Genomic DNA, 21808 nt, shown 5'->3' with positions numbered 1-21808 from the left:
TTATTTATAACTCCTTCATAAGAAAAAAGCTCGCCTATTTTGGCCAGCTTTTCAAGAATTGGATTTAATTTTTTGCGCTTGTTCTAATAATTCTTTTGCGTGTTCCCTCGTTAATTCCGTCATTTCAACACCTGAAATCATTCTACCAATTTCCTCCACTCTTTTTTCATTGGAAAGTGGATGAACAGTAGTAAAGGTTCTTTCTTTTTCTTCTTTTTTAGCAATATATAAATGCTGATCAGCCATTGCTGCGACTTGAGGCAAATGCGTAATACAAAACACTTGAGAATTGCTTGAAATTTGCAAGATTTTCTCAGCAATCGCTTGAGCAACACGACCACTCACGCCCGTATCCACTTCATCAAATATAAGTGAAGTAATCCCTTGAGAAGATGAAAATATCGTTTTCATCGCTAACATAATTCTGGAAATTTCTCCCCCAGAAGCCACTTTCGCTAATGGCTTCACAGGTTCGCCAGGGTTTGTCGATAATAGAAACTCAACTTGATCTACACCGTGCTCAAAGAAACGTGATTCTTTCGTTTCATGCTCTTTCCACGAAACGGCAAACCTTGTTTTGTCCATATAAAGAGCTTTTAATTCATGGTGAACAGCTTCAATTAACTGGGCTGCGGCTTTTTTACGAATCGTTGTCAATTGTTCTGAAAGCTGTTTTAATTGCTGTAATGTTTTGGATAATTTCACTTCAAGTTCTTGAATTCGGTCATCTTTATGAAGAAGACCATCTTTTTCTTGAGCTATATTCTCTGCATAAGCCATAATTTCTTCTACCGTTGAACCGTATTTTCGTTTTAGTTGATTTAATTCATTTAATCGACTTTCAATGACATCTAAACGGCCAGGGTCAAATTCAACTTGCTCTTTACGGTCTCGGAGTGAATAAGTGGCTTCCTCCAATAAATAAAAACAGTTACTTATTGTTTCATGTAAATCTTCAAGCTGTGAGTCAATTGAAGCAGCCTCTTCGATATAGGCTTGAGTTTTTGTTAACCAATCCAGTCCTTTGCTATCACCGTATAAACCATTGTAAGCGTCCTGTAATAGATGATATAATTTTTCACTGTTCGCCAGTCGGTATTTTTCTTCAGCTAACCGCTCATCTTCATTTGGTTCTAACTTTGCTTTTTCAATTTCTTTTAATTGATATTGAAGTAAATCCAAACGATGAGTTAATTCCTGGTCATTTTCAGTCATTTTTTTTACTTGTTTTGATAAAGACAAATATTCAGAATACAAATCTTGATACTGTGCGAAAGGTTGAATTAATTCCTGTTTAGCCATAGAATCAAGCAGTTCAAGATGTCGTTCTGGCTGCATTAAAACTTGGTGTTCGTGTTGTCCGTGAATATCAACAAGAGTTTGTCCAATTTCACGCAAAATAGACAATGTGACCATTTTACCATTAATACGACAAACACTTTTTCCATTTGCAGTAATATCACGACGCAAAATCATCATATCATCATCACTATCAATTCCAAACTCTTCTGCTTTTTCTATCGATAAGTGACCTGGATGGATAGAGAACAACCCTTCAATTTCAGCTCGCTTTGTTCCATAACGAACAAATTCAGTTGATCCTCTTCCACCAACAAGCAATCCAATAGCATCAATAATAATGGATTTTCCTGCACCCGTTTCTCCCGTTAAAACAGTTAATCCTTTTTCAAAAGGAATCGTAAGTTTATCAATAATGGCAAAGTTTTTAATCGATAATTCAACAAGCATGTTTTTCCCCCACACCTTTTATAGCATTTCTAAAAAACGCTCCGTTACAATAGGCGTTGCTTCTTTTTGTTTACAAATAATAAGAATCGTGTCATCACCACAAATCGTTCCCATGATTTCAGTCCAATCTAAATTATCAATTAATGCTCCGACCGCATTTGCATTTCCAGGTAATGTTTTCATTACAATTAAGTTTTCCGAGCGATCTATACTAACAAAGCTATCCATTAAAGATCGCTTTAGTTTTTGTAATGGGTTAAAACGCTGATCAGCTGGTAAGCTATATTTATAACGGCCATCCATCATAGGAACTTTCACTAAATGTAATTCTTTAATATCACGCGAAACCGTAGCTTGTGTGACATTATATCCTCCATTTTTTAATTGCTCCACTAATTCATCTTGCGTTTCAATTTCTTTGTTTGTAATAATTTCTCTAATTTTAATATGACGCTGCCCTTTATTCATAATCCATCCACCTTTATATATATACTTTCATTAACGCTTAACACTGCGGTTCCAATCATACTTCTACTTTTTATCATACATGATTTATTCAATTTTAACAAATAAATATTAAGTTTTATGAATAAATAATACTACACAAACTTTATGCTTTTGTGAATAAAGAAAAACGCCGGAGCATCTTTTCTTTCAAGCGAAGTACGGATTCTTCGCTCTTCTAGAATAAGCTTTTAAAGCTTCCACAGCTATACCTAAATTTTCTTAAATGTTAAAAAAAGGATACCCCTTAAACTTAAGAGATATCCATTACTCAAACCACTACATGTATTTAGTTATGTTCCATTAACTGAACGTGTGCTTGGTTGACAACTTGTTCTGCGGTGACTTGACTTTGAAATTGACTTTCCTCGTCATCCCAACGCAAGTGCAGTAAAAATTCGATATTACCTTCCCCACCTTTAATCGGTGAGAAGTCAACTCCAGCAATGTGGTAGCCTTCTTGTCTTGAGAATGAGATAATCTCTTCTACTACACGAAGGTGAATTTTTTTATCACGCACGATCCCCTTTTTTCCAACATCTTCTTTTCCTGCTTCAAATTGCGGCTTAATTAAAGCAACAACATCACTATTTGGCAATAATAATGTTTTTAAAACTGGTAAGATGAGTCGTAGTGATATGAACGATACATCAATGGTCGCAAAATTTGGCAAACCAAATGGTAAATCGGCTTTTGTGACATAGCGGAAATTTGTCCGTTCCATGACACAAACACGTTCATCTTGCCTAAGTTTCCAAGCAAGTTGATTATAACCTACATCAAGCGCGTATACTTTTTTTGCTCCATTTTGCAAAGAGCAATCCGTAAATCCACCTGTGGAAGCACCAATATCAAGAACAATTTTATCCTGTAACTCCAACCCAAATGACGAGATCGCCTTTTCTAATTTTAATCCACCCCGGCTAACATAAGGGAGAACATCTCCCTTTACCGTTAAGACCGTTTCTATATCTATTTTCACACCCGGTTTATCCAACCGCTCTTCTTTTGCATAAACAAGACCAGCCATTATAGCGCGCTTAGCTTTTTCTCTCGTTTCAAATAACCCTTGTTCTACAAGCAGAACATCAATTCGTTCTTTTTTTGCCATTCATTTACGCCCTTTGTCTTTTCCGAGGTAACATTAGTTTAACTTTATCGACAACGGATGGTGTTGTTAACCCAATTTCTTCTAACAATTGAGAAACACTTCCATGTTCGATAAAGCGGTCTGGAATACCCATACGATGGATTGTCAAGTCGTGGTAGTTGGCATCATGATAAAATTCTAAAACAGCACTTCCAAAACTTCCTTGAATTGCAGCTTCTTCTAATGTAAGAATGGGAATATTTTGCTTTGCTATATCAAATAATAGCTCATCATCAAGCGGCTTAGCGGACCTTGCATTTACCACTTTGACAGATATGCCTTGGGCAGCTAACTCTTCAGCCGCTTGTTCTGCAACAGGAATCATTGTCCCAAATGTTAAAATACAGGCGTCAGAACCTCCTCTTAACACATCCCATTTTCCAATTGGAATTTGTTTTAACTCCTCGTCCATTTTTATACCATACCCATTACCACGAGGATAACGAACAGCAATTGGTCCTCCGTCATATTGTATCGCAGTATAAATCATATGCTGTAATTCATTTTCATCTTTTGGCATTAAAATAACCATATTTGGTAAATGTCGTAGAAAAGCAATATCAAACACGCCTTGATGTGTTTCTCCGTCAGCCCCTACAAGCCCAGCACGGTCAATGGCAAATACAACATTTAAATTTTGGCGACAAACATCATGTACTACTTGGTCATACCCACGTTGTAAGAAAGTCGAATAAACTGCAAATACCGGTTTTAACCCTTGTGTTGCAAGTCCACCAGCCATTGTCGTTGCATGTTGTTCGGCAATTCCGACATCAAACATTCGCTCAGGGAAAGCTTTTGCAAATTGATCTAGTTTTGTTCCGCCTGGCATTGCAGCGGTTAAGGCTACGATTCGATTGTCATCTGCTGCAATTTTCTTCAGTGTGTCACTAAATACACCACTATAGCTTGGAGGTCCTGGTTTTTTTACAACTTCACCAGACTCAATTTTATAAGGTCCAAGACCATGCCATGTTCCTTTCGCATCATTTTCCGCCGGGGCATATCCTTTTCCTTTTTTCGTTAACACATGGACGAGAACTGGTCCCGATGTTTTCTTCGCATATTTCATATTTTCCATTAAATCATCTAAATCATGCCCATCAACAGGACCTAAGTATGTGAATCCCATCTCTTCAAAGAACACACCTGAAACAAGTAAATATTTCAAGCTGTCTTTCACACGTTCAGCTGTTGAAGCCAGTTTTCCTCCAAACGCAGGAATTTTTTTAATGAGCATTTCAAGCTCTTCTTTTGCTTTTTGGTATTTCCCTGCTGTACGAAGCTTCGCTAATACATTGTGTAATGCTCCTACATTTGGTGCGATCGACATTTCATTATCATTTAAAATAACAATTAAGTCTTTTTGTTCATGCCCAATATGGTTTAATGCCTCTAATGCCATTCCACCTGTTAGGGCGCCATCACCAATAATAGCAATGACATTATCATCTGTTCCTTTAATATCTCTTGCTGTTGCCATGCCCATCGCCGCTGATAAAGAAGTTGAACTATGTCCGGTTTCCCAGACGTCATGTTCACTTTCATCACGCTTTGGAAATCCACAAAGCCCTTTATATTGTCTTAGTGCGTCAAATTGATTTGCTCGTCCAGTTAAAATCTTATGAACATACGCTTGATGACCAACATCCCAAATTAATTTATCTTTAGGACTATCAAAGCAATAATGTAAGGCTAGTGTTAGCTCCACAACACCTAAATTTGGTCCTAAATGTCCGCCTGTTACTGAAAGCTTTTCAATTAAAAAACTCCGGATATCACTTGCTACATATTCTAATTCTTGTTTTGATAAAGATTTTATGGCACTAGGGTCTTTAATACTCTCGATATCCATAAATACCCTCACTTTCGCTTTTTCTGCTCTTTTCGTTTACTCTTCCCATTTTTTGAAAAAAGACTTATTTTTAATTTTACCTCTATAATATACAATAATCTACCAACTTGATAAATAATTGGCGTCGAAAATTGTATAGCCATCGTTTTTCCAATCGATTTCCCACTAACCGTAAGGGCTGCAACAACACTCGTAAACAGGACCGATATAAAAAACTGAAAATAGGACCCATCATCGTACCCTAATTGCAATGCAATTTGAAGAACAACATAGGCTGAAGCAGTTCCACTAACAATACCTGAAATATCACCAATGACATCATTGCAAAAGTTTGCAAATTTATCTGCGTTTCTCGTAATTTGAACAGCTTCTTTTGCACCAGCTAACTTTTTCGCAGCCATCGCATGAAATGGAGCTTCATTTGCTGCCGTGGCAGCTACACCAATTGTATCAAAAAATATACCAACTAATACAATTAGTAAGACGATTATCATTCCAACCCCCCATGTTACTCCACTTAATAAGAAGGTTGAAATAATTGAAAAAATAGCCGCTAACACAAGCGTGATAACGGCAATCCCTAAGCTCCAGTGTATAGTTTTCAAAAGGGAATGTTTCATCGTTAAGTAATCGACACCTTTATATTATTAAACTATTTACAACCAATTGTAAACGTTTAAGAGTATGTACGGACTGAGTGGTCATATAAAGAGTAAAAGCTGTGGCTTAGGTCCAGTAGGATTTCCCAAATAAGTACCAAATCGTCGCCGATCTGACGGTTTCCCTTTAAACCTATCTTAGCGCTGTCACCAAACGCTAGACTGGATTACCACTTAGTCCACACTTCAATCCCCTTTATATGTCTTATGAACAGTCTAGGAGTTTTCCTCAACAGCCCTTGCTATACTTTTATCCTCTTTTGCAGAGCAGATTTCATATGGCAAAGAATATTCGTTGTTGGCCGACAACTAAAATATCCCCAATTTCCATAATCCCCTCTAACTCCACTCAAGGCAGGCTACGCTGCTAGTATGCTTCCCAAAGCTACTGTCGCAGGTTCATACCCTTCTTTCCACTTTACACCTTAATGTGTAGCATGAAAAAGAAAGGCCTCCGCGGTATTAGGGTCAACGCCCACATGCCGTTGTGGATCGCCCGAATACCTTAACACCCAGCGCCGACCCAAGGCTGGGCGCCTCAAGCCGACACAAGGAGCTTCATCGATGTGCCCTTCGGCGGATTTTTAGGCCCGCCCTCAAGTATAGAGAACTGACTAGAATACTGCACCACTCAGTTTTACAAGTTATTATAACACCTGCTTCGTACATCCTCAATGAAAATGTATGGAAGAGATGAGAATTAGTTAATGGTCACGCTCAGCGATATACTCTGTAATCGCTTCTAACAAAGAATTTTCCATCTTTACTTTATATAAATATTCTTTTGCTCGTGAAGTATGCTCATTTAATTTTGCTTTTGCCCCGTCCATTGTTAAAAGGCTCGGATACGTCACTTTATTATTATCCTCGTCACTCCCAATCGGCTTTCCAATCGTCTGTTCATCACCTTCAACATCAAGAATATCATCTTTAATTTGGAAAACAAGACCTAATTCTTTTGCAAAAGCATGAAGATTGTCCACCTCTGCTTGCTCAGCGTTCGCTAAAATGGCACCAGCTACAACCGAATAAGCAAGTAAATCCCCTGTTTTATGGTGGTGGATATATTCCAGATCATCCAGTTGTAACGTTTTCCCTTCACCATCTAAATCTGAAACTTGTCCACCTACCATTCCTTCTGGTCCAGCTGCTTTCGCTAATAGTTCCATTAGCTTCACTTTCATTTCAGATGTGATGCTTGGATGTTTCAAACCTGCTATTAATTGAAAACTATACGTAAGGAGGGCATCGCCAGCTAAGATGGCTAATGCTTCACCAAACACTTTATGATTTGTTGGTTTCCCACGACGCATATCATCATCATCCATCGCCGGTAAATCATCATGAATTAAAGAATACGTGTGGATCATTTCGATCGCACATGCGACATCAATCCCAAGTTCTTCTTTTTGGTTAAAACCATGTAGAGTCGCTAATAATAATATCGGACGGACACGCTTCCCACCAGCTTGCAAAGAATAAACCATCGCTTCCTTTAAACTTTCTGGTGCTTGAAGCTTCTGAATGTGCTGTGGGAGAGCCTCATCAATCTTTTGTTTATGTATCGCTAGAAATTGTTGTAGTCTTTCGTTTCTCACTCTTTATGATCCTCCTGAAAGCTCGTGACTTCCACTTGACCGTCTGCATGTAAAATTTGTTCCATTTGTTTTTCTACAGCTGACAGCTTGTCATGGCATACTTTCGATAGTTTCATTCCCTCTTGAAACATGGCAATAGCTTCCTCTAATGGTACATCCCCTTGCTCTAACTTATCGACCACCTCTTCAAGTTGTTCAAGTGCAAGTTCGAACGTGATTTCAGTTTCTGGCTTACTCATTTTCATTTCCTCCTGTTACTTCTTTTGTTTCTATATCTTCAACAACGCTATAAATATGGCCATCTTTTACTCGAATCGTGAGTTTATCCCCTTTTGAAACATGACGAGTCGATTTTATTAACTGTTTATTCTCACCATAAGCCAAATTATATCCTCGATCCATCATCGCCAGTGGACTTAAGACTTGTAGCTTTGCAAGTTGCTGCTGAAATTGATTTTCGGATTTGGTTGTTTTTTCTTTCAATAAACGAATTAATGTTTGCCTCATGTGTTCATGTTGTTTTTTTGCTTCCGCTATCAAGCGGGCCGGATGATTTCGTTCAACAGCATTCGTTAATTTTTCTACTGTATCTTGCTTTTGTTTAATCATACGTAAAAACTCTTTTTCCAACTTTTCAATTGTCCGGTCAAGTTGCTGTTCCTTTTGCTTGATTAGTTGTTCAGGATATCGGAAAGCATAGGACTTCTGTAAGCGCGACAAACGTTGTCGTTCATTCCCTAAACGGTCCTTAGTCGCACGGAGCATTCGTTGTTGTAATCCTTCGACTCTCTGTATTAATTCTTCTATATGTGGAACTGCGAGTTCAGCTGCCGCTGTTGGCGTAGCTGCTCTTACATCAGCTACAAAATCAGCAATCGTAAAATCCGTTTCATGTCCAACTGCCGAAATAACTGGCAAAACAGATGAGAAGATCGCTCTAGCAACAAGCTCTTCATTAAAGGCCCATAATTCTTCAATAGACCCTCCGCCACGACCAACAATAACAATATCAAATAAATTAGCTTGATTTGCTTGTTCAATCGCGCGTGCAATCGATGGTGCTGCCCCCTCACCTTGAACTAACACCGGAAGTAACGTAACTTTAGCAATCGGGTAACGGCGTTTAATCGTCGTAATCATATCTTTAATTGCTGCTCCCGTTGGTGATGTGACAATGGCAATATGTTGGACAAAACGTGGTAAGGGCTTTTTATGTTCAGGATGGAACAACCCTTCCGCTTCAAGCTTTTGTTTTAATTGCTCATATGCCAAATATAAATTTCCGATTCCATCTGGTTGCATCTCACGAGCATACAACTGATATTGTCCATATGGTTCATATACAGAAACATTGCCACGAATTAACACTTTCATACCGTCTTCTGGTTTAAATGTAAGTGAGCGATTATTCCCAGCAAACATGACTGCTTGCATTCTTGACCCTGAATCTTTAACCGTAAAATACATATGTCCACGACTATGTAATTTAAAATTTGAAAGTTCCCCGCGAATCCAAACATCTTGAAGAACATCGTCTAAATCAAATGTTTTCTTTATATACCTCGTTACTTCTGTAACTGTTAAAAATTGTTCTTGTTTCATAAAAACACCTTATTATGCATAACGTTTTGCCGCTTCAATCGTATTATGAAGAAGCATCGTAATCGTCATTGGTCCTACTCCACCAGGAACAGGTGTAATAAAAGACGCGACTTCTTTTGTTTCCTCGTATTTTACGTCTCCACATAACTTTCCTGTCTCAAGACGGTTCACCCCAACATCAATGACAACAGCACCTTTTTTTATGTAATCAGCTCCAATAAAGTTCGCTTTTCCAACTGCGACAACGAGGATATCCGCCTGTTGTGTAATTGACTTCATATTAGTTGTTCGAGAATGACAATAGGTGACAGTTGCATGTTCATTTAATAAAAGTTGTCCTACTGGCTTTCCGACGATATTACTACGTCCAATAACGACCACGTGTTTTCCCGCTATTTCAATCCCTTTTGATTTAATCATTTCAACAATACCTAAAGGAGTACAAGGTAAAAATGTTTCTTCCCCAATCATCATTTTACCAATGTTAATCGGATGGAATCCATCGACATCTTTTTCTGGAACAATCGCTTCAATGACCGCCTGTTCTTGAATATGGTTAGGTAACGGCAATTGAACTAAAATACCATGAATTGCCTTATCTTCATTTAAATCATAAATTTGATTTAATAATTGTTGCTCAGAAATAGAATCTTCCATTTCAATAAGAACAGAATGAACTCCAATGTCTTCACATGCTTTTTGTTTCGCTTTAACATATGACCTTGAAGCTGGGTCGTTTCCAATCAAAATAACAGCTAATCCAGGTGTTATTCCCCCCTGCTTTAACTTCATTACTTCTTGTTTCATCTCTTCTCTCTTTTGTATAGCTAATTCTTTCCCACTAATGACTTCTGCTGTCATCATTTTCACACTCCTATCCCATTTCTTTTTTTATATTTGCTCTACAACGTTTGAAAGTACCCCGTTAATAAAGCGTCCAGATTCTTCTCCCCCGAATGCTTTTCCTAACTCGATAGCTTCATTAAATGTTACATTTTTAGGAATGTCCTCAATGTGTAAAATTTCATAAATGGCCATACGTAAAATCGCACGGTCTACGTTCCCGACTCGTTCCAATGACCAATTTTCAATATTCTTTTTTAAGATCGAGTCAATTTCAGGTTTATGTTCTAGTGTTCCTTGAACAAGATTTTCTAAAAAAGGACTCGTTTCTTCATTTTCATCGAGCGTGCTCTCAATTGCCTCTTGCCATTGTGAGCCTGTTAAATCAATTTGAAACAAGGCTTGGACTGCACGTAGTCTCGCTAATCTTCTGTTCATTGGCTTTTACTCCTTTTGTTGGTACCTTTGTCTTCTTTTTCTATGTACGATAATAGCATAACTATTGAAATGAATACAGTTGAAAGTGCGAAATTGATCGAAAAACAGCCAAAGGTGTCCTTTGGCTGTGTCTTCTCTAGGAATTAGCATTTCCAAATCCATTCAGTTTTAACCGTATTACGATTAAATCCCCGTTTCTTCTAACGGTGCTTCACTCGTTTGTTCAAACTGGATTCCAACAACATGAACATTTACCGCTTCTAAATCAATGGCTGTCATTGTTAAAAGTGCTTGTTTAATGTTGGATTGAATCTTTTTCGCTACATCTGGAATGGATACCCCATACGTAATCGTCACAGTTACATCGACAGTAATTCCACTTTCTCCAAGGTCAACTTTGACACCTTTTCCATGGTTTTTGCGGCCAAGTCGTTCAGCAACGCCTGTAGCAAAGTTTCCACGCATCGTTGCAACCCCTTCAACTTCAGAAGTTGCAATCCCTGAGATTACTTCAATGACTTCTGGAGAAATTTCAACCTTACCAAGTTCGTTTTTTTCATCATCCATTTCAAGAATATGATTTTCGCTCATAATACGACACCTCCATTTTATTTTGGAGCCTATATGACGAGTATATCATACAAAGGCTTTTCTTACTCTGCTTTTGTTGTTAAGTCATAGGTTTCTAAAAATTTCGTATTAAAATCCCCTGATACAAACACTTCATGATTTAATAGTTTCAGATGAAACGGAATCGTCGTATCAATGCCTTCAATTTCAAATTCAGTTAATGCCCGTTTCATTCTTGAAATCGCTTCTTCACGAGTGGCGCCATACGTGATGACTTTTGCAATCATTGAATCATAAAAAGGTGAAATCATATACCCTTGGTATGCTGCAGAATCAACACGTACACCTAATCCTCCTGGAGGAAGATAAGTTTTAATTAATCCTGGGGATGGCATAAAATTTTTCTCTGGGTTTTCAGCATTAATGCGGCATTCAATCGACCAGCCGTTAAAGGTAACCTCATCTTGTGTAACTGAAAGTTTTTGCCCTGAGGCCACTTTAATTTGCTCTTTAATTAAGTCAATCCCTGTAACCATTTCAGTAACTGGATGTTCTACTTGAATTCTCGTATTCATTTCCATAAAGTAAAAGTCACCAGTATTATGGTCAAAAATAAACTCAACCGTTCCCGCACCTGAATAGTTAACCGCTTTTGCTGCAGCAACCGCAGCTTCACCCATTTCAGCTCGTTTTTCTGGAGTAATCGCTGGAGATGGTGTTTCCTCAACTAATTTTTGCAATCGGCGTTGTATACTACAATCTCGTTCACCTAAATGAATAGCGTTGCCATAATTATCTGCCATGACTTGAATTTCAACATGACGGAAATCTTCAATATACTTTTCAATGTAAACACCAGGATTCCCAAATGCCGTCGCTGCTTCTTGTTGCGTAATTGAAATTCCTTTTTTCAATTCTTCTGGTGTACGAGCAACACGGATACCTTTTCCGCCGCCACCAGCAGTCGCTTTAATAATAACAGGATAGCCAATTCCTTCTGCTACCTTTAATCCATCTTCAACAGTCGGTATGATACCGTCTGAACCCGGGACAATAGGGACTCCTGCTGATTCCATTGTGTCTCTTGCAACATCTTTTGTCCCCATTTTATTTATTGCTTCAGGACTTGGTCCAACAAATGTAATATTACAAGCTGCACATATTTCAGCAAAGTCTGCATTTTCTGCTAAAAATCCGTATCCGGGATGAATCGCATCAACTTCTGTTAACGTAGCAACGCTCATTATGTTCGTAAAATTTAAATAACTTTTCGAAGATAATGTTGGTCCGATACAATACGCTTCGTCGGCCATTCTGACATGCAAAGAGTCTTTATCTGCCTCAGAATATACCGCAACGGTCTCAACTCCAAGCTCTTTACAAGCACGGATAATTCGTACCGCAATTTCTCCTCGGTTTGCTATGAGTAGTTTTTTTATCATGAACAACGCTCCTATTCCGGCTTAACTAAAAATAGTGGTTGACCATATTCAACAAGCTGACCATTTTCAGCAAGGACTTCGACAACTTGCCCTTTCACTTCAGCCTCAATTTCATTCATGAGCTTCATTGCTTCCACAATACAGACAACGGTTTCTCCACTTACTTTATCTCCTACTTTTACATACGGATCAGCGTCTGGTGCTGGAGCCACGTAAAATGTACCGACCATCGGAGAAACAATTTTATGTAATGACGAATCTACTTCTTGTGCTGAACTTTCTGTTACTGTGTTTTCTTTTGGTGTTGCCTCAACCTGCTGCTGTTGCTGAGGAGCCGGTTGCACCGTCTCTTGAACGACATATGGTTGACTAGGTTGTCCACCTGCTTGTTGAGGAAGTGCAGAATATTTCTTTAATGTAATCTTTGACCCTGACTGCTCGTACTTAAATTCATCAATGTTCGATTTGTCTATGAGTTTAATTAACTCACGGATTTCTTGTATTTTTAACATTATTTTTCCTCCTAACTTCCCTCTTAGTACCAACCTATTATACCATATCAAAAATAATAAAAAACCCTCTATTTTAGAGGGTTTTTATTCTTCACCCTCTATTACCTGTTCTTCTTCTTTTACAATTGCGTCTAATTTATATTGGCGAAACACAGGAAACTCGGATAAATTATCTGGAATCTTTCCGTTTTCCAACAATATAATTTTTACAATGTTTTTATTTCGGGCCATGTGGTATTTTTCACCGTACTCATTTTCTTTTGTAAAGCGTTTTAAGCTATCATAATCTTCCTCTTGAATAGAGACTGTATATACACTTCCACTTTCTGTTTCAAACTCCTGCTTAAATCCAACTTCAAACTCAACAATTTGAATATTGTCATTTTTTAAGTTTCGTGTTTGTTCAAGTACTGCTTTTGCTCCTTCAGTTAAATCATTCCATTCCATAGTTACATTACTCTCCCTTTCTTAGTAAACATTTTTCATACGATTACTCGTAATCACTTTGTATAGTATAGCATGTTACAAATCAGGATTCATAATTTATCCAAAAACATGTTTATCTTACAGAAGGAAAGTGAACGTTCAGAATGAAATGACCCCAATAGTCTAAAGACTTTGGGGCCTTACGTTTGACCTAACATGGCCACGTTTATTTAGAAGCTTGGTGTTTCACAAGAACGTGCTTGTCACCCAATTGTTCTCTAGCTAAAGCTAAAATCTCAACTGCTTCTTCACGAGAAAGCTCATCTGCTTTTACAATCACATTCACTCTATCGTCTTTTGTAATGACTAGTACGTCTTCATAGCCTTTTGTACGAACTAACGTTTCTAACATTTCTTCTTGTTGTTGCATCGATAACAAAGCTTCTTGTTTATCAACCGCTTCTGCAATAGCTTCAGCGGAAGCCCCAGATGTCATTACATTTGTATAACTTTCTAGTAATTTATCTCTTGATACTTGACGGTCTAATCGAAGAGAGGTAAAGGTTTCATCACTTGAAATCGCTGAAATCATCCCTGCTTCTTCATCCCCTTCAGCAGCATCCTCATAAACAACCTCCATGTCCATGTCCAATTCCATCTCTTCGTCTACATTAACCGTTACATCAACATTATCTTCTTGCGCGTTTTCCTCATCCATATATGCATAATCAAGTGATTCTCCTGGAGACGTCATATAATAAGCAGATAACACAATAATTAAACTTAACATTGTTAACAACCATACCGTTTGTCTTTTTAATACCATTTTTTCTTATTCCTCCTTTGTTTTTTTCGGTAGAACAGAAACACGATGGGAAGGGACATCTAGTACCCTACTAACCGCTTCTACTACCCATGTTTTCACTTGAGCGTTTTCTACTCCTTTGGCTACAACAAGAACCCCTCTAATTTCTGGCTTTTCCTGTTTCACAAGAATGGCTTCCTCCCTATCCCCATTACGGACGATAACGACTTGCTCATCTCTTGTTGTGTCCTCCACTTTCCGTTTGCCACCTTCACGGTCCGTTTCATCAGTCACTTGTTCTTTCGTATTTGTATTTCGTTCATATACATTTCTTTCCGTTTCAGCTAAGTTAATCATGATTGAAACGTCTGAAACACCAACTACTTCATCAAGTACTTCTTTAAGTTGATTCTCATAGCGAATCTCATAATCTTTCATCGAATTTGGTTCTGGACTGTCACTTTGCCCGAACACTGGTTGATCGTCTGTGGAAGATTGGTCTGAATTAAAAACAGGTTGACTTGTAGGAGATGTCTCATCACTAGAAAAGAAATTTCCTAATATCATTAGAGCTACACCAACACATAGAATCATGACAACATAGTGCATTCTCTGTTTCCCGTTTTTGCCTGCCCCCTTCTCAAACAGTTTCTTCAACCATTGCTTATCCTTTTCGCCAGAGTCCATGCTACTGCTCGCCCCCTTCCCATGTTACAGAAATCATGTCTTTTGGAATGTCCCATTCTTCTGATAAAAAAGAAACAATTGATGTTATATCGAGGTTCTCGCCAACTTCTTTTGTTTCCGGTTGTTCATCAACATTAATAGAAACAACAGGAACAGCTTCAACTAATTCGTTTTGTTGCTCTACTTCTTTTAAATGGTCTTGTTTTATTAAATGAACCTTCACTTCTTCAATTGCTTCTTCTGGCCTATCAGCATGAACAGGGATTTCCTTCACAGAAAGTTTAAGTTCCTTCATCTCTACATCAAACCTTTCAATCAACTCCTCTTCCACTTGTCTTTCCAGTTGGACAGCCACCTCTTCAAAAATATATGCACGTTGTCCCATTTCTATTTCTATTTTCTTTGATTCTATAGAATTTTCTAATGATAAGTTTGAAGTATGGTTGTCCTCTAATATAGGTAAAAACTCACCTATATCCTTTGAAAAGATTGATAGAACAGGGTTTAGCAGTACAACTAGCAACAATAATCCGACGACCATCTTGACATATCGTTGCATGCTGGAATTCGGTAATAACAACTCGATAATCGTTGCCAGCAAAATAAGAAGAATGATATTTGTTAGCCAATCGGTTAAAACACCCATGAACCATCCCCCTCCTTTACCTCATCATAAGTGACACATTTCCCGCTGCGATGACAATCGTGACCGCAAGGAAAAACATTAAACACACTGTAGCGAGCGCGGCAAAAATATACATTACCGATTTTCCAATAATCGTTAAACAATCTATAATTGGTCCGCCACCAAGCGGTTGTAAAATAGCGGCTGCGATGTTAAAAATTAAAGCAAGGGATAATACTTTTATAGCAGGAAAGGCACATAACAAGATGAGAATCGCTAACCCTGCAATTCCTACTGTATTTTTTAATAACACACTTGCACTCATGACCGTATCCGCAGCATCGGTAAACATTCTCCCGACAACTGGGACAAAGTTTCCAGCTACAAATTTGGCTGTTCGAATCGTAATTCCATCAGCAGCAGCACTTGTCGCCCCTTGTACGGAAATCACGCCTAGAAACACCGTTAAAAAAAGACCTAAAGCACCGATGCTTATATTTCTTAAAAAATTGGCCAGCTTTGTCACTTTATAATGAGAAGTGAGTGTACTAACAATGCTAAGCAATGCTGATAAAAACAATAATGGCATTACAAAATTTTGAATTAATAGTCCGCTTGTATTGACTAAAAACACGATGAGAGGGTGAAAAAACGCGACGGACGTAATACTACCGATGGACGCCATTAACGCTAACAATAACGGGATTAAGGCAATCATAAAATGAATCATATTATCTATCGCTTCTACAGCGTACGTAATTGCAACATGAAAACTATTTAGCGCTAATATAATGAGCACCATGTACGTAATTGCATAGGCGACTTTTCCGATCGAATGTTGCTCAAATGCATTTTGCAATGTTTGTAAAATCATTGAGAAAACCGTTAACAAGATGAGCATACCTAACAATTTTCCGTTGACTAGTAACTCGTGCAGTAAAAATCGCAAAAACCCAATGAACCACTCTTTAATAGAGAAGTTTTTCTCGCCACGAAGAAAATCCATTAACGACCCTTTTTGACTTTCCGGCAAAAACCCACCGTATTCATTCGCAATTTCATCCCAATACTTACCAATCTCATCCAACCCAAGTTGGTCAAGTTGTTGCTCGACAAAGCCTTGGTCAGGAGGCTTGTCTACTGTTTCTGCAACAACCGTTATTGGAAGAATCGATAAAAAGATTGCTAATGTTAGAAAAACGACTCGCATCCATTCACCCCCTTTTAAAGCTTGTACACTAATTTGGAATTAACGAGATGAGCATTTCAATTATGGCTGTTAAAATCGGGATCGCCATGACCATAATGAGCACTTTTCCGGCTAATTCAATTTTTGATGCAATCGCTGCTTGTCCAGCATCTTTGGCAATTTGGGCTCCAAATTCTGAAATATAGGCAATACCAATAATTTTTAAAATCGTTTGTAAATACACCATATTAATATTGGCTGTCACCGCAATTTGTTCTAACATCTGTAAAACTCTTGAAATTTCATCAATTAAAAATAAAAATATAAGTACACCGACAAAGACTGTTAATAAAAAGGCGAAAATGGGTTTTTGTTCTTTTACTACGAGGGCTAGGAACGTGGTTACTAGTCCTAACCCTACAATTTGAATGATTTCAATGGTCATCACCCCCCGGCATTATCCTTGAAGGAGGAAAACGCCTTTAATTTTTTGGAATAAGTCATCGACAATTGAAGCAACCATATATAATACGACAACAAACCCAATGAGGGTAACCCAATGTGCCCAATCTTCTTTGCCCATTTGCTTTAGAACTGTATGAATCATGGCCACCACAATGCCGATTCCAGCAATTTGAAAGATTGTATTTACATCATAAGCCACTCATCTCTCCTCCTCTTGTCCATCATTTATCCGTTTCATTGGACTTACAGCATTAAAATAATAATGAGTAGACCTGATAAAAACCCAAGGCTTTTAATCATTTTTTCATAACGTCTTTGCTTTTCTAATGCATCCCCTTCTTCACGTTCGAGATGGGCTAATGTTAAGCGTATTTGCTTTTGTTGATTGGCTCTATCATGCTGGCCAAGTGTGAAACCGAATTGTTTCATAATTTCAAATTCTGATTGAACTAAAGAGGTGAGATGCCATGTTTCAACTAGACTTTCCTCCCAAGCTTTCGCCACACTTTCTTCCTGATTGAGCAAATGAAAAGAAAAGCGTTCGAATAAATACCTCATTGGTTTCGGTAATTGTTTGGCTAAGTTCGCACTTGCCTCTGCTAACGGGGTCATCCCATACATAATCTCCGCTTCTAGTGATTGTAACGCCACTTTTAGGTGGCGAAGTTGTCTTGGTCGTTCGCTAAGACGTTTGGCAAATTCAAATCCTACCCATGTCGAACCGAGCAATATGATGATAGCCCCTAATAGTTTCAAATGACCCTCACCACATCTTTCTTCCCGCTATTTCTTATTCTCTTTATCGTTCCAGCTCTTTCACCTTTCGCTAATTCAATGCATCTGTCAAATACTTTCATTTCAAGCAATTCCTTAACGATGGGGCGATGTTCAATATCTTCCATATCAAATCCATGTATCGTAGTAACAAGCTGGACGCCAGCATTTATCGCTTCATGGATAGCAACAGCATCTTCTTTCCTCCCAATTTCATCAACAATTAAAACATCCGGACTCATCGAACGAATGAGCATCATCATGCCATCTGCTTTCGGACATCCATCTAACACATCAACGCGACTGCCTAAGTCATGTTGAGGGATGCCATGTACGCACGCTGCAATTTCAGACCGCTCATCGACAATCCCCACTTTACTTGGTGGAATATTCGCTTTTTTTGACCCGTAACTTATCACTCTGGCAATATCCCGTAGCATTGTTGTTTTTCCGGTTTGAGGTGGGCCAATTAACAATGTGTTTAACCAGCCTCCATCATAAATATGTGGGATAAGCCTTTGCGCTACACCTATCTTTTGTTTGGCAATCCGGATATTATAGGAGCTTATTTCTTTCAACGCTTTAACCTGTCCATTTTCAACAATGACTTTACCTGCTAGTCCGACACGGTGACCGCCACGAATCGTAATATACCCTTGTTTTAATTCTTCTTCGAACGCATACAAGGAATATTGGCTTAATTGATTTAACAAATGCTTTGCATCTTCTCGAGTGACAATATAACTTTTGCCATTTCGTTCAGGATAATATGGTTTACCTGCAGCAATAATTTCTAACGGTCGATGAATTCGAACTCGGATTTCTTCGATTTGCTCATGTAACGAAAAAGGAAATTGACTAATCACTGAACGAAGTGATTCAGGTAATACGACATATACTTCTTCCATTTATGGCTCTCCCCCATTGTCGTCTTTCACGTAACACTTCTATCTAAAATGTATGCGAGATGGACAAGAATATGACGATTTACTTACGCAAACCGATTAAGATAAGTGCGACACCAGCCCCAATTAAGAGCAACTTCCCAACAGAAAGCTTATCCGCCATTCCAACAAGTCCAATCGCCATCGTTGAGATTAAGACGACAGGGCCAACAACGGCTAGCAATGCATTAATTGCCACCGCTTTTTCTACACTATTAAACCGAAACATAAGTGCTGCTGCGGATAATTCAATTAATCCGGAAATGACCCGGATAACAACCATCCCTAACACTGCAGCTTCTAATCCTGAAAATATCGATTTCATCTTTTCCACCCTCTACAATGTTCTCTTTGTACAACCTATGTTGTCAGCTTTAGATTAAGAACAAGAACTAGCTTCGAAAAAAAGAAAAAACGGCCATTGCCGTTTTTGAACTAAGAAGCGATCGTATCGAATTATTATGCTGTTTTTAAAGGAAATAAGCCGTAAGAACGGTGATCCAAACACCCAATAAAAAAAGCGTAAACCGCTCACTTGCTTTTAATTTCTCATTTTTGCGGTCAGAGTAGCCGTTATTTGTGAACATGATACGGCTTTCCGTTTTTTAACGGCCACAGGAGCGCTTATTCACGCAAAAGTAACTCTATTCCTAGCGATATATTATGATTAACTGCTCCTGTGTCCACCAACGTTCCAAAACGCTAATAATGTTCACAGATAACGGTTTTCATGGCCGCTTAATTAGCATAAACAACAAAAAAAGAGCTGAAAATCCTTTGGATTTCCAACTCTTTTATCATACATTCAAATATTAGGCTCTAGAAACATAAGCTGCATTTCGAGTATCAATGATAAGAACATCACCTTGGTTCACAAAGAACGGCACTTGTACGGTTAAGCCTGTTTCTAATGTGGCAGGTTTTGTTCCTCCGCTTGCTGTATCACCTTTAATGCCTGGTTCCGTTTCTGTTACTTCAAGTTCAACCGTGTTAGGAACTTCAATTCCTAACATTTCCCCTTGATACTGCATAATTTGAACATCCATATTTTCTTTTAAGAACTTTAATTCATACTCAATTTGAGAAGAGGTCAGCTCAATTTGCTCATATGACTCGTTGTCCATAAATGTATGCACATCACCACTAGCATATAAATATTGCATGCGACGGTTTTCGATATGTGCTTTCGCTACCTTTTCACCTGCGCGGAATGTTTTTTCTTGAACAGATCCTGTACGAAGATTGCGAAGTTTAGAACGAACAAATGCCGCTCCTTTACCTGGCTTTACGTGTTGAAATTCCATTACTTGCCAAATACCTCCGTCAACTTCAATCGTTAAACCAGTTTTAAAATCATTAACCGAAATCATAAATAGTTCCTCCATCTGTATGTACTACGTCTTTCAATTTAAACTATACCACATGTTTTTTAATTATTCACCGACAAATAATAATTCTTTTGTTGACTTTGTAAACGACTGATTTCCATCTTCAGTAATTAAAGTATCATCTTCAATACGAGTACCGCCGACACCTGAAATATAAATACCTGGTTCAACTGTAACAACCATGCCTGGTCGTAACACAATGTCCGATTTCACTGATAAGCCTGGTGCTTCGTGGACTTCCATTCCTAATCCATGTCCTGTTGAATGACCGAAAAACTCACCATATCCTTGTTCTGTAATATAATCACGCGTTATTGCATCGGCTTGTTTTCCTGTCAATCCAGGCTTAATTTGGTCCATTCCACGTTGTTGCGCTTCTTTCACGGTGTTATAAATATTAACTAGCTCGTCACTCACTTGGCCAATCGCTAATGTACGTGTTATATCAGAACAGTACCCTTTATAATAAGCACCAAAATCAAGAGTGACTAATTCACCTTTTTGAATAATCTTATCGGATGCAACACCATGCGGAAACGCCGACCGAATACCTGAAGCGACAATAATATCAAATGAAGATGACGCTGCCCCTTGCTTTCTCATAAAAAATTCAAGCTCATTGGAAACATCAAGCTCCGACATCCCTGCACGAATAAAGGATATAATATGGTCAAAAGCAGCATCCGCAATTTGAGCAGCTTCAGTCATTATTTGAATTTCTGATGCATCTTTAATTAAGCGCAACTCTTCAACTAATCCTGTGACAGGGACAAGTTCACACGTAATGTTTTTCTTATAAATATCATAGGATTGGTATGTAACATGTTCTTGCTCAAATCCTAATTTTTTTATGCCCATATCTGCTACTTGTTTTGCAATTTCTGTGTAAATCGCACCTGAATGTTGTACTACTTCAAATCCAACCGCTTGTTCCTTTGCTTGGTCAGTATAACGAAAATCTGTAATAAATTTCGCTTCTTTTTCTGAAATAACAACAGCCCCAGCCGTCCCTGTAAAATTCGCAATATATCTTCGGTTATAAGGACTAGCAATTAAAATGCCATCAACCTCATGTTCTTTAAACAACTCACGCAAACGCTCAATTCGACTCATCTTGCATTCCCCTTTCCTTAAACGCCAATACAGCTAATGTATAACCAGATAATCCAAATCCAACAATTTGTCCTGTTGTGACAGGTGCCGTTACAGATGTATGACGGAATTCTTCTCGTTGGTGAACATTTGAAATATGGACTTCAATAACAGGAACATTGACACTTGCAATCGCATCACGAATCGCATAACTATAATGAGTGAAGGCACCCGGATTTAAGATAATACCGGTTACATTTTCATCTTGTGCTTTATGAATCCAGTCAATAATGTCTCCTTCATGATTTGATTGTCGACAAGTGATTTCAAACTCATGTACTTTCCCAAAATCGACAATCGACTGTTCTAATTCTGCCAAAGTGACCCGTCCATATACCTCTGGTTCCCGCAATCCTAAACGATTTAAATTCGGTCCATTCACAACAAGTAATTTTTTCATCGCACTCTCCCTAACCTATTGGATCATACGG

Annotated in this window: 26 protein-coding genes; all 26 read right to left on the bottom strand. The window is 38.3% G+C overall.

Features of this window, described 5'->3' with window-relative positions:
• Window positions 1–51: 51 nt before the first annotated feature.
• The gene (gene recN / locus T323_RS0120305; RefSeq protein ID WP_026674924.1) at window positions 52–1749 is read right to left on the bottom strand and encodes a DNA repair protein RecN; all 1698 of its coding nucleotides are present in this window, start codon (window positions 1747–1749) and stop codon (window positions 52–54) included.
• 18 nt (window positions 1750–1767) lie between these two features.
• Window positions 1768–2217, bottom strand: coding sequence for a transcriptional regulator AhrC/ArgR (gene ahrC, locus T323_RS0120300; RefSeq protein ID WP_026674923.1), 450 nt, complete (start codon window positions 2215–2217; stop codon window positions 1768–1770).
• Window positions 2218–2542: 325 nt separating this feature from the next.
• Window positions 2543–3364: a TlyA family RNA methyltransferase gene (locus T323_RS0120295; protein WP_026674922.1), complete on the bottom strand. Its 822-nt coding sequence runs from the start codon at window positions 3362–3364 to the stop codon at window positions 2543–2545.
• A gap of 4 nt (window positions 3365–3368) precedes the next feature.
• The gene (gene dxs / locus T323_RS0120290) at window positions 3369–5258 is read right to left on the bottom strand and encodes a 1-deoxy-D-xylulose-5-phosphate synthase (protein ID WP_026674921.1); all 1890 of its coding nucleotides are present in this window, start codon (window positions 5256–5258) and stop codon (window positions 3369–3371) included.
• Between the two features lie 8 nt (window positions 5259–5266).
• Complete coding sequence (locus T323_RS0120285; RefSeq protein WP_026674920.1) at window positions 5267–5878, bottom strand: CNNM metal transporter family protein; 612 nt, start codon at window positions 5876–5878, stop codon at window positions 5267–5269.
• 743 nt (window positions 5879–6621) lie between these two features.
• Window positions 6622–7515, bottom strand: a complete 894-nt coding sequence (locus T323_RS0120280) for a polyprenyl synthetase family protein (protein WP_026674919.1) — start codon at window positions 7513–7515, stop codon at window positions 6622–6624.
• Window positions 7512–7754, bottom strand: a complete 243-nt coding sequence (gene xseB, locus T323_RS0120275) for an exodeoxyribonuclease VII small subunit (protein ID WP_026674918.1) — start codon at window positions 7752–7754, stop codon at window positions 7512–7514. The genes T323_RS0120280 and xseB overlap by 4 nt, the downstream gene beginning before the upstream one ends.
• Window positions 7747–9117 (bottom strand): exodeoxyribonuclease VII large subunit, encoded by a 1371-nt coding sequence (xseA, locus tag T323_RS0120270; protein WP_026674917.1) that lies wholly within the window; start codon window positions 9115–9117, stop codon window positions 7747–7749. The genes xseB and xseA overlap by 8 nt, the downstream gene beginning before the upstream one ends.
• Before the next feature lie 12 nt (window positions 9118–9129).
• A complete protein-coding gene (folD, locus tag T323_RS0120265; protein ID WP_026674916.1) occupies window positions 9130–9978 on the bottom strand; it encodes a bifunctional methylenetetrahydrofolate dehydrogenase/methenyltetrahydrofolate cyclohydrolase FolD in 849 nt (282 codons plus the stop codon).
• 30 nt (window positions 9979–10008) lie between these two features.
• Window positions 10009–10398, bottom strand: a complete 390-nt coding sequence (nusB, locus tag T323_RS0120260; protein ID WP_026674915.1) for a transcription antitermination factor NusB — start codon at window positions 10396–10398, stop codon at window positions 10009–10011.
• Between the two features lie 183 nt (window positions 10399–10581).
• Window positions 10582–10989 (bottom strand): Asp23/Gls24 family envelope stress response protein, encoded by a 408-nt coding sequence (locus T323_RS0120255; protein WP_026674914.1) that lies wholly within the window; start codon window positions 10987–10989, stop codon window positions 10582–10584.
• A 62-nt stretch (window positions 10990–11051) separates the two neighbouring features.
• A complete protein-coding gene (gene accC, locus T323_RS0120250) occupies window positions 11052–12410 on the bottom strand; it encodes an acetyl-CoA carboxylase biotin carboxylase subunit (RefSeq protein ID WP_026674913.1) in 1359 nt (452 codons plus the stop codon).
• A gap of 11 nt (window positions 12411–12421) precedes the next feature.
• Complete coding sequence (gene accB, locus T323_RS0120245) at window positions 12422–12922, bottom strand: acetyl-CoA carboxylase biotin carboxyl carrier protein (RefSeq protein ID WP_026674912.1); 501 nt, start codon at window positions 12920–12922, stop codon at window positions 12422–12424.
• An 84-nt stretch (window positions 12923–13006) separates the two neighbouring features.
• A complete protein-coding gene (locus tag T323_RS0120240; protein WP_026674911.1) occupies window positions 13007–13369 on the bottom strand; it encodes a hypothetical protein in 363 nt (120 codons plus the stop codon).
• A gap of 205 nt (window positions 13370–13574) precedes the next feature.
• On the bottom strand, window positions 13575–14174 hold the full coding sequence (locus T323_RS0120235) for a SpoIIIAH-like family protein (protein ID WP_026674910.1): 600 nt from the start codon (window positions 14172–14174) through the stop codon (window positions 13575–13577).
• Between the two features lie 6 nt (window positions 14175–14180).
• Window positions 14181–14840: a stage III sporulation protein AG gene (gene spoIIIAG / locus T323_RS0120230; RefSeq protein ID WP_026674909.1), complete on the bottom strand. Its 660-nt coding sequence runs from the start codon at window positions 14838–14840 to the stop codon at window positions 14181–14183.
• A gap of 1 nt (window position 14841) precedes the next feature.
• Window positions 14842–15486, bottom strand: a complete 645-nt coding sequence (gene spoIIIAF, locus T323_RS0120225; RefSeq protein ID WP_026674908.1) for a stage III sporulation protein AF — start codon at window positions 15484–15486, stop codon at window positions 14842–14844.
• Between the two features lie 16 nt (window positions 15487–15502).
• Entirely contained in the window at window positions 15503–16675 is a 1173-nt protein-coding gene (gene spoIIIAE, locus T323_RS0120220) for a stage III sporulation protein AE (protein ID WP_026674907.1), read from the bottom strand.
• Between the two features lie 28 nt (window positions 16676–16703).
• A complete protein-coding gene (gene spoIIIAD, locus T323_RS0120215) occupies window positions 16704–17099 on the bottom strand; it encodes a stage III sporulation protein AD (RefSeq protein ID WP_026674906.1) in 396 nt (131 codons plus the stop codon).
• A 12-nt stretch (window positions 17100–17111) separates the two neighbouring features.
• Window positions 17112–17318: a stage III sporulation protein AC gene (spoIIIAC, locus tag T323_RS0120210; RefSeq protein ID WP_026674905.1), complete on the bottom strand. Its 207-nt coding sequence runs from the start codon at window positions 17316–17318 to the stop codon at window positions 17112–17114.
• Between the two features lie 44 nt (window positions 17319–17362).
• Entirely contained in the window at window positions 17363–17875 is a 513-nt protein-coding gene (gene spoIIIAB / locus T323_RS0120205; protein WP_026674904.1) for a stage III sporulation protein SpoIIIAB, read from the bottom strand.
• Window positions 17872–18801, bottom strand: a complete 930-nt coding sequence (spoIIIAA, locus tag T323_RS0120200) for a stage III sporulation protein AA (protein WP_026674903.1) — start codon at window positions 18799–18801, stop codon at window positions 17872–17874. The genes spoIIIAB and spoIIIAA overlap by 4 nt, the downstream gene beginning before the upstream one ends.
• 79 nt (window positions 18802–18880) lie before the next feature.
• Window positions 18881–19162, bottom strand: coding sequence for a YqhV family protein (locus T323_RS0120195; RefSeq protein WP_026674902.1), 282 nt, complete (start codon window positions 19160–19162; stop codon window positions 18881–18883).
• Between the two features lie 487 nt (window positions 19163–19649).
• Window positions 19650–20207 carry an elongation factor P gene (gene efp, locus T323_RS0120190; protein WP_026674901.1) on the bottom strand — a complete coding sequence of 186 codons (558 nt, stop codon included), beginning with the start codon at window positions 20205–20207 and terminating at the stop codon, window positions 19650–19652.
• A 63-nt stretch (window positions 20208–20270) separates the two neighbouring features.
• On the bottom strand, window positions 20271–21338 hold the full coding sequence (locus T323_RS0120185) for a M24 family metallopeptidase (protein ID WP_026674900.1): 1068 nt from the start codon (window positions 21336–21338) through the stop codon (window positions 20271–20273).
• Window positions 21325–21777 carry a type II 3-dehydroquinate dehydratase gene (gene aroQ, locus T323_RS0120180; RefSeq protein WP_026674899.1) on the bottom strand — a complete coding sequence of 151 codons (453 nt, stop codon included), beginning with the start codon at window positions 21775–21777 and terminating at the stop codon, window positions 21325–21327. Before aroQ ends, T323_RS0120185 begins: the two co-directional genes overlap by 14 nt.
• Window positions 21778–21808 lie beyond the last annotated feature (31 nt).

The sequence above is a fragment of the Alkalihalobacillus bogoriensis ATCC BAA-922 genome (assembly GCF_000621445.1).
Lineage (GTDB): Bacteria > Bacillota > Bacilli > Bacillales > Bacillaceae_F > Bacillus_AO > Bacillus_AO bogoriense.
This window is presented reverse-complemented; position numbering and strand designations above follow the sequence as displayed.